Origin of the sequence: Methylobacterium sp. GC_Met_2, from assembly GCF_026540795.1 — a bacterium.
Lineage (GTDB): Bacteria > Pseudomonadota > Alphaproteobacteria > Rhizobiales > Beijerinckiaceae > Methylobacterium.
Window position 1 is genome coordinate 26,234 of the sequence record NZ_JALNUM010000069.1, and the last position, 7,873, is coordinate 34,106.

Consider the following 7,873-nt stretch of genomic DNA (forward strand, 5'->3'; position numbering starts at 1 on the left):
GATGCATCAGCGGGGATGCGATTCAAGCCACCGTGCGCCGGATCCGCGCGAGCAGGGCCTGGCTTCGGCGCCGGTGACGGCACAGGTCCGCCGCGAGGCTTCGCGCGTCCGGCAGGCCCACCGCCTTGGCGATCTGCCGTGCTGCCGTCTCAGACGGCTCCGTGGTGGGATCGACCATCACCAGCCGCTGCCATTGATAGACCGCGTCGAGGAACCGGTAGGTCTCGGCGAGGGACTCCGCCGCCTCGTCCGGCAGCAGGCCGCGCCCCGCCGCCCAGCGGAAAAGGGCCTCCGCGCCAAGGCCGATGCAGTCCGGCCAGTCGTGGGCGTGGCTCAGCACGATGGCCTGGGCCAGGAAATCGAGGTCGAACAAGGCGCCGGGGGCGAGCTTCAGGTCGTAGGGGCCAGCATGGCCGCGCTCCCGGGCGACGAGCGCCCGCATCGCCCCCGCCTCGGCGCAGACTTTGGCCGGCTCGCGCTGTTGGGAAAGAATTGCGGCGATCTCGGCTGTGACGGCGGCCCCCAGGGTCGCGTCACCGGCCACCACCCGGGCGCGGGCGAGGGCCATGTGCTCCCAAGGTTCCGCCCCGTCCCGGTGATAGGCCGTAAAGCCCGAGAGCTGCACGGCCGGCGGGCTGTGGCTGCCGTAGGGCCGCAGCCGCAGGTCGACCGCATAGAGCCGTCCCCGCCGCGTCGCGGTGGTGAGCGCCGCGAACAGGCGCTGCGCCAGCCGGTTGTAGGCGACCACGGCGTCGAGCGACCGCCTGCCGTCGCTGATGCGGTCCTCGGGATCGAAATCGTACAGGAACACGAGGTCGAGGTCGGATGCGGCACTGAGCTGCCGGGACCCGAGCCGGCCCAGTGCCAGGACGCAGCAGCGCCCCTTGGGCACCGCGCCGTGGTCCTGGGCGAAGCGGCGTTCCTCCGCCTCCAGGCTCAGGGCCACCGTTGCCTCCGCGATCGCCGTGTAGGCCTCGCCGGCCTGCCGCGGCGTCAGGATGCCCGACAGGAGGCGTGCGCCGGTGACGAAGGCCATCTGCCGTGTGGCGTCCCGGCAGCGGTCGAGGACCTCCTCGTGGCTCGCCGGTTGTCCCACGAGCATCCGGTACTGGGCCTCGGCCGCGGCGGGATCCAGGGGCGGACTCACGAAATCCGCGTCCAGCACGGTGTCGAGGACGTGCGGGCTCAGGCCGACGGTGTCGGCGAGGCGCGGTGCCGTCCCGAGGATGTCGGCGAACAGCAGGCGCAGGCGCTCGTGTGAGCGCAGGATCGCCAGGAGCTCGGCCACGGCGGGCATCCGCGCGAAGGCGCGGTCGAGGGCGAGCAACGCCTCGTCCGGGTCGGCGGTGCCGCCGAGCGCCTGGAGCAGCGCTGGCAGCATCTCGGCCAGGATTTCCCGCGCCCGCCCGGTTCGCAGGGCCGGGCGGCGCCCCAGATGCCAGCCCTGCACGGTCTCCCAGGCGCGCGGCGGATTGCGGAACCCGAAGGCGCCGAGCCGCTCCAAGGTGGCGGGCTCCGGTTCTGACTCGCCGAAGACGAGGATGTCGTCTGCGACCGTCTCGGCCTCGAACAGCAGGGCGTAATGCGCCTGGACCCGGCCGGCATGGTGAAGCAGCGCCGTCTCGAAGGCCGCGAGATCCGGGAAGCCCGCGAACAAGGCGAGCCCGGTCAGCGCCTCGGTGCCGGTCGGCAGGCGCTGGGTCTGCTCGTCGCGGACCATCTGGATCCGGTGCTCCAGGGTGCGCAGGAACCCGTAGGCCTCGGTCAGCTCGTCGCGGGCGCGTCCGTCGATCCAGCCCGCCGCAGCGAGGCCGCCGAGCATTGCCACGGTGCCGCGTCCCCGGAGGCTCGGCTTGCGCCCGCCGAAGACCAACTGCTGCGTCTGGACGAAGAACTCGATCTCCCGGATGCCGCCGCGGCCGATCTTGATGTCGTGGCCGGCGACCGCGATGGTGTCGTGGCCGCGGACCATGTGGATCTGCCGCTTGAGGGCGTGAATCTCGGCGATTGCCGGGAAGTCGAAGTGCCGCCGCCAGATGAACGGCGCGAGTTCGGCGAGGAACGCCGCGCCGGCCGGGATGTCGCCCGCGATCGGCCGGGCCTTGATGAAGGCGGCCCGCTCCCAGTTCTGGCCCAGCGTCTGATAGTAATCGAAGGCGAAGCCCGTGGACAGGGCCACCGCGGTGGAGCCCGGGTCCGGCCGCAGGCGGTAGTCGATGCGGTGGACGTAGCCCTCGGCGGTCCGGTCGGACAGGAGCTTCACCAGCCCCTGCGCGAGCTTGACGAAGAAGGGCTTCGGGTCGCCCCCGGTCGCAGCCGCTGCGGCTTCGTTCTCGTAGAAGATCACGAGATCGATATCGCTCGAATAGTTCAGCTCGCCGCCACCGAGCTTGCCCAGCCCCAGGACGATCAGCCCCGATCCGGCCTGCGGCGCGTCCGGATCCGGCGCCCGGAACCGACCGGTCGCGAGTCCCTGCCGGAGCAGCGCCTCGGTCGCCGCACTCACCGAGGCGTCGGCGAAGCCGGACAGCGCCCGGGTGACCGCCGCGACATCCCAGCCGCCGCCGAGATCCGCCAGCGCCACAAGGAGCGCGTGTGCCTCCCGGTTGGCCCGCAGCCGCTTTCCGACCTCGGCGAGGTCGGGATTGACCCCGCAGGCGGCGCCGACTGCGCGCTGACGGGCGATGATCTCCCGGCTCGCCGCATCGGGCGGCTGTTCGAGCAGCGCGACCAGCCGCTCCGGCGCCCGCAGGCACGCCCGCCAGAGGAAGGGGGAATGGTCGGCGAGACCCAGGAGCAGGTCACGACAGGGCGGCGTCAGGAAACCCGGCGGGAGAGCGGGCGCGATCTCGGCGAGCCGGGCTCGCGCCGCCTCCGGATCCGCGAGGGGCAGGCGGGGCTGCAGGCTCTCGCGCAGGGTCGGGGCGGACTGCATGGGGTGGAGCTCCGCGTCAGGGGTTGGCGGATTTGACGGATCGTCGATGGCCTGGGTCAACTGCCAACAACGTGCGCCCTCCCTCCGCCGGCTCCATCTCGCGATCCGTGGCCATGACAGCCCAGCCCGAATCGGGCGCCGCCGCGCCGATCCGTCAATCCCGGTAACGCTTTTCAAAGGCCGGCGTGGCGTTTATCCGTGCGGACCGGCCGTCGCCCCCGGTCCGACCCGCTGGGCGCGGGCTCCTTTGGGCGACGTGTACGCCGGATGCGGCGGCCGACGAACGGCCGCCAGTCGGGGCCCCGGCCCGCAGACGCCCGAACCAGATTCCCCCGGAGCGCACCATGTCGTCCCCGAACTCGCCGACCCTGACCCTCGACGGCCTCGACCTCGCCGCCCTGCTCTGCTCCCGCGTCTGCCACGACGTGATCAGCCCCGTCGGCGCGATCGTCAACGGGCTCGAAGTCCTGGAGGACGACGAGGACGAATCGATGCGCACCTTCGCGCTGGAGCTGATCGGCAAGAGCGCCCGGCAGGCCTCGGCGCGGCTGAAATTCGCGCGGATCGCCTTCGGCGCCGCGGGATCGGCCGGCGCCTCGATCGACCTCGCCGATGCCGAAAGCGTCGCCAAGGGCATGTTCTCCGACGACAAGACCAAGCTGACCTGGAGCGCCCCGCAGGCGCTGTTTCCCAAGAACAAGGTCAAGCTGCTCCTCAACCTCGTAATGATCGCCACGACCGCGATCCCGCGGGGCGGCGCGATCGACGTCGTGGTCTCCGGCGACGGCGCGGCGCCGAGCTTCGTGTTCAAGGCCAAGGGCTCGCATGCCCGCATTCCCCCGCACGTGGAGGAGCTGATGGCCGGCAGCCCCGAGAGTGGAACCGTCGATGCCCACGGCATCCTGCCGTTCTATGCCGGCCTCGTGGCGCGGGCCGCCGACATGAGTGTTCGATTCGCCATCCAGGATGATGAGGTGACGATCACGGCCGAGCCGACAGTGATCGAAGCATCCGTTGAACCCTCCGATGAGGGTTCGAACACCACACTGGCGTGAAATTCTGAAAAACTCCGGCGCGGGGCAGGAACTGAAACGCTTCCCTAACCGCGCCCGAGTAAGTACGGTGCGCGAGACCTTCTTCCGGTAACGAGTTGCGCCTATGGACGACCTGCTTCGCGAGTTCCTGACTGAGAGCGGCGAGCATCTCGACACAGTCGATGCAGAGCTCGTCCGATTTGAACAGGATCCGAATAATGAGACGATCCTTCGGAATATCTTCCGACTAGTCCATACAATCAAAGGAACGTGCGGATTCCTAGGGCTTCCGCGCCTCGAAGCCTTGGCGCATGCGGCCGAGACCTTGATGGGCCGGTTCCGGGACGGGCTGCCCGCCACCTCCGCGTCGGTGACGCTGATCCTGCTGACCCTGGACCGGCTGAAGGAGATCCTGGCCGATCTGGAGGCCACCGGCACCGAGCCGGCGGGGTCGGACGACGACCTCATCTCCGCCCTGGAGCGCATGGCCGAGGGCTCGGCCGAGGCATCGGAGCCGGCGGCTCCCCCGCCGCGGCCCGAGCCGGTGCTGCCCGATCCGGTGGTCCGCGAACTGAAGCCTGGCGAAGTCTCCCTCGACGACCTCGAGGCCGCCTTCCTGGCGGCGCCGGGGCCGGAAGAAGCGGATTTCGCAGCGCCTCCGCCCGTGGCGGCCGCCGCCCCTGCGCCCAAACCCGCCGCTCCCGCTCCGCAGGCGAGTGCGGCACCGGTCGAGGCCGTCGAGGCCGAGCCGGTGCGCGCCGAGAAGGCTGAGGGCGGCACCGAGGGCGAGACGACCCCGGGCGAGACCACCGCGGCCGCCAAGGGCAACCAGACGATCCGGGTGAGCGTCGAGACGCTCGAGCACCTGATGACGATGGTCTCGGAGCTGGTGCTGACCCGCAATCAGCTCCTCGAGATCGCCCGCCGGCACGAGGATTCGAGTTACAAGGTGCCGTTGCAGCGGCTGTCCCACGTCACGGCCGAGCTGCAGGACGGCGTGATGAAGACCCGCATGCAGCCGATCGGCAATGCGTGGCAGAAGCTGCCGCGCGTGGTCCGCGACCTCTCGGCGGAACTCGGCAAGCAGATCGACCTCGTGATGGTCGGCGCCGAGACCGAGCTCGACCGGCAGGTCCTTGAGGTGATCAAGGACCCGCTGACCCACATGGTCCGCAACTCGGCCGATCACGGCCTCGAATCGACCGCCGAGCGCGTGGCGGCGGGCAAGCCCGCCCGCGGCACGATCCGGCTCGCCGCCTATCACGAGGGCGGCACGATCACGATCGAGATCGCCGACGACGGCAAGGGCCTCAACCTCGCGGCGATTCGCCAGAAAGCGGTACAGCGCGGGATCGCCGCCCAGGCCGACGTCGACCGGATGACCGACGCGCAGGTCGCCAAGTTCATCTTCGACGCGGGCTTCTCCACGGCGGCGGCGGTGACCTCGGTGTCGGGCCGCGGCGTCGGCATGGACGTGGTCAAGACCAACATCGAGACCATCGGCGGCCTGATCGACATCGCCACCACGGCGGGCCGGGGCACGACCTTCACCATCAAGATCCCGCTGACGCTGGCCATCGTGGCGGCGCTGATCGTGCGGGCCGGCGAGCACCGCTTCGCCCTGCCGCAGGTGGCGGTGCTGGAGCTGGTGCGGGTCGATGCCGGGGCGCAGCGGGTCGAGCGCATCAACGGCGCGCCGGTTCTGCGCCTGCGCGAGCGGCTGCTGCCGATCGTGTCGCTCACCGGGCTGCTCGGGCAATCGCAGGCGGGCTCCGAGACGGAGCAGGCCGGCTTCGTGGTGGTCGCCCAGGTCGGGCGGGAGCGCTTCGGCATCCTCGTCGACGAGGTCTTCCACACGGAGGAGATCGTCGTGAAGCCGATGTCGGTGAAGCTTCGCCACATCCCGATGTTTGCCGGCAACACGATCCTCGGCGACGGCGCCGTGGTGCTGATCGTCGATCCGAACGGTGTCGCCCGGCAGGTGGCGCAGGGCGTTCAGGGCAGCGGCGGCCACGCCGAGGCCGACGACGACGCGGCGGGCGAGGTGGTCGACAACAAGACCACGCTCCTGGTGTTCAAGGGCGGTCAGGGCAGCTTCAAGGCGGTGCCGCTGTCGCTGGTCACCCGCCTCGAGGAGATCGAGTGCGCGAAGGTCGAGTGGCTGGGCGGCCGCGCGCTGATCCAGTACCGCGGGCGCCTGATGCCGCTCGTCCCGGCGGATACGGCGATCACCATCAAGTCGGAGGGGACCCAGGCCCTGGTGGTGTTCTCCGACGGCGAGCGCGCCATGGGGCTCGTGGTCGACGAGATCGTCGACATCGTGGAGGAGCGGCTCGACATCGAGATCGCGGCCGACCGCTCGGACCTGATCGGCTCGGCGGTGCTGCGGGGCCGGGCGACCGACATCATCAACATCGCCCACTTCCTGCCGCTGGCCTACGACGACTGGGCGCGCGGCCTGAAGCGGCCCGAGCAACTCTCCACGATCCTGCTGGTCGACGATTCGGCCTTCTTCCGCGACATGCTGACCCCGGTGCTGAAGGCGGCGGGTTATCAGGTGATCACGGCGGCGAGCGCGGAGGCGGCGCTCAACACGCTCCAGTCCGATCCGAAGATCGAGGTGGTGGTCACCGACCTGGAGATGCCGGGCCGCAGCGGCTTCGACCTCGTCGCCGCGATGCGCCGGGCCGAGCCGCGGCTCGCCGCGCTCCCGGTGATCGGCCTCACCGGGGCGATCGGGGCCGACGCCGTGGAGCGGGCCCGGACCCTGGCGATCGCCGATCTCGTGGCGAAGTTCGATCGGGCCGGCCTGATCGCCGCCCTGGCCGAGCTCGGCGCCGAGACGGTCTCGAAGGCGGCCTGATCCCGGCGCCGCCCGCCCCACAGCGATCGCAACGATCGAAACGATCATCCGGAGAGTTCCGATGCAGGCTGCCAATGCCAACGCCACCGGCGCCCAAGCGAGCACCAACGGCGTCGAGACCGGTGCCACCAACGACTTCGTGACGGTGTTTGTCGGCGAGACCCTGTTCGGGCTGGCGATCGAGCGGGTCCACGACGTGTTCGTGCCCTCCGGGGTGACGCCGGTGCCGCTCGCGCCGGCCGAGATCGTGGGCCTCCTGAACCTGCGCGGCCGCGTGGTCACCGCCATGAGCCTGCGCCGGCGCCTGGACCTGCCCGATGCGGAGGCGGAGGGCGAGGGCGGCAAGGCCAGTCCGAAGATGGCGATCGGCCTGGAACAGGCGGGCGAGACCTTCGCCCTCGTGGTCGACGGGGTCGGCGAGGTGCTGAAGCTCGGCGCCGATAGCCGGGAGGCGGTGCCGATCAACCTGGATCCGCGCTTCCGCAACCTCGCCACCTGTGTCCACCGCCTCGACGGGCGCCTGCTGGTGATCCTCGACGTGGATGCCCTCCTCGGCTTCACGGCGGCCGGCGCCAAGGCGGCTTGAGGGAGAGCCCGATGAAGGCGCCGCACGAGACCAACTGCCTGGTGGTGGACGATTCCGCGGTGATCCGGAAGGTCGCCCGGCGGATCATTGAGGACCTCGGCATGAATGTCAGCGAGGCGGAGGACGGCAGCGCCGCCCTCGAAGCCTGCGCGGCCCATATGCCGGACGCGATCCTGCTCGATTGGAACATGCCGAACATGGACGGCTACGCCTTCCTCCAGGCCCTGCGCCAGAGCGAGGGGGGCGAGTTCCCCAAGGTGTTGTTCTGCACCACCGAGAACGATGTCGGCGCTATCGCCCGGGCCCTCCGGGCGGGGGCGGACGAATACATCATGAAGCCGTTCGACCGCGATATCCTGACGGCCAAGCTCGAGCAGGTCGGGCTCGTCGCCGACGCGGCCTGATCGTTTCGCGCCCCTTTACGCACATCCGCGCCCCCGTATCCGAGGCACGCA

5 protein-coding genes are annotated in these 7,873 nt (G+C 70.5%); 4 read left to right on the forward strand and 1 reads right to left on the reverse strand.

Going from position 1 to position 7,873, the window contains the following annotated elements:
• Window positions 1–22: 22 nt before the first annotated feature.
• Entirely contained in the window at window positions 23–2,935 is a 2,913-nt protein-coding gene (locus OXS49_RS21185) for a bifunctional [glutamine synthetase] adenylyltransferase/[glutamine synthetase]-adenylyl-L-tyrosine phosphorylase (RefSeq protein WP_267426570.1), read from the reverse strand.
• 344 nt (window positions 2,936–3,279) lie between these two features.
• Here OXS49_RS21185 and OXS49_RS21190 point away from each other — a divergent pair, with 344 nt between their 5' ends.
• The 4 genes from OXS49_RS21190 to OXS49_RS21205 all read left to right on the forward strand — a co-directional run bounded on the left by OXS49_RS21190 (window position 3,280) and on the right by OXS49_RS21205 (window position 7,822).
• Window positions 3,280–3,990 (forward strand): histidine phosphotransferase family protein, encoded by a 711-nt coding sequence (locus tag OXS49_RS21190; RefSeq protein WP_243926322.1) that lies wholly within the window; start codon window positions 3,280–3,282, stop codon window positions 3,988–3,990.
• A gap of 103 nt (window positions 3,991–4,093) precedes the next feature.
• The gene (locus OXS49_RS21195; RefSeq protein WP_267426571.1) at window positions 4,094–6,832 is read left to right on the forward strand and encodes a hybrid sensor histidine kinase/response regulator; all 2,739 of its coding nucleotides are present in this window, start codon (window positions 4,094–4,096) and stop codon (window positions 6,830–6,832) included.
• 61 nt (window positions 6,833–6,893) lie between these two features.
• Window positions 6,894–7,418: a chemotaxis protein CheW gene (locus tag OXS49_RS21200; protein WP_244001769.1), complete on the forward strand. Its 525-nt coding sequence runs from the start codon at window positions 6,894–6,896 to the stop codon at window positions 7,416–7,418.
• Between the two features lie 11 nt (window positions 7,419–7,429).
• Window positions 7,430–7,822 (forward strand): response regulator, encoded by a 393-nt coding sequence (locus OXS49_RS21205; protein WP_243926317.1) that lies wholly within the window; start codon window positions 7,430–7,432, stop codon window positions 7,820–7,822.
• The last annotated feature ends 51 nt before the right edge of the window (window positions 7,823–7,873 follow it).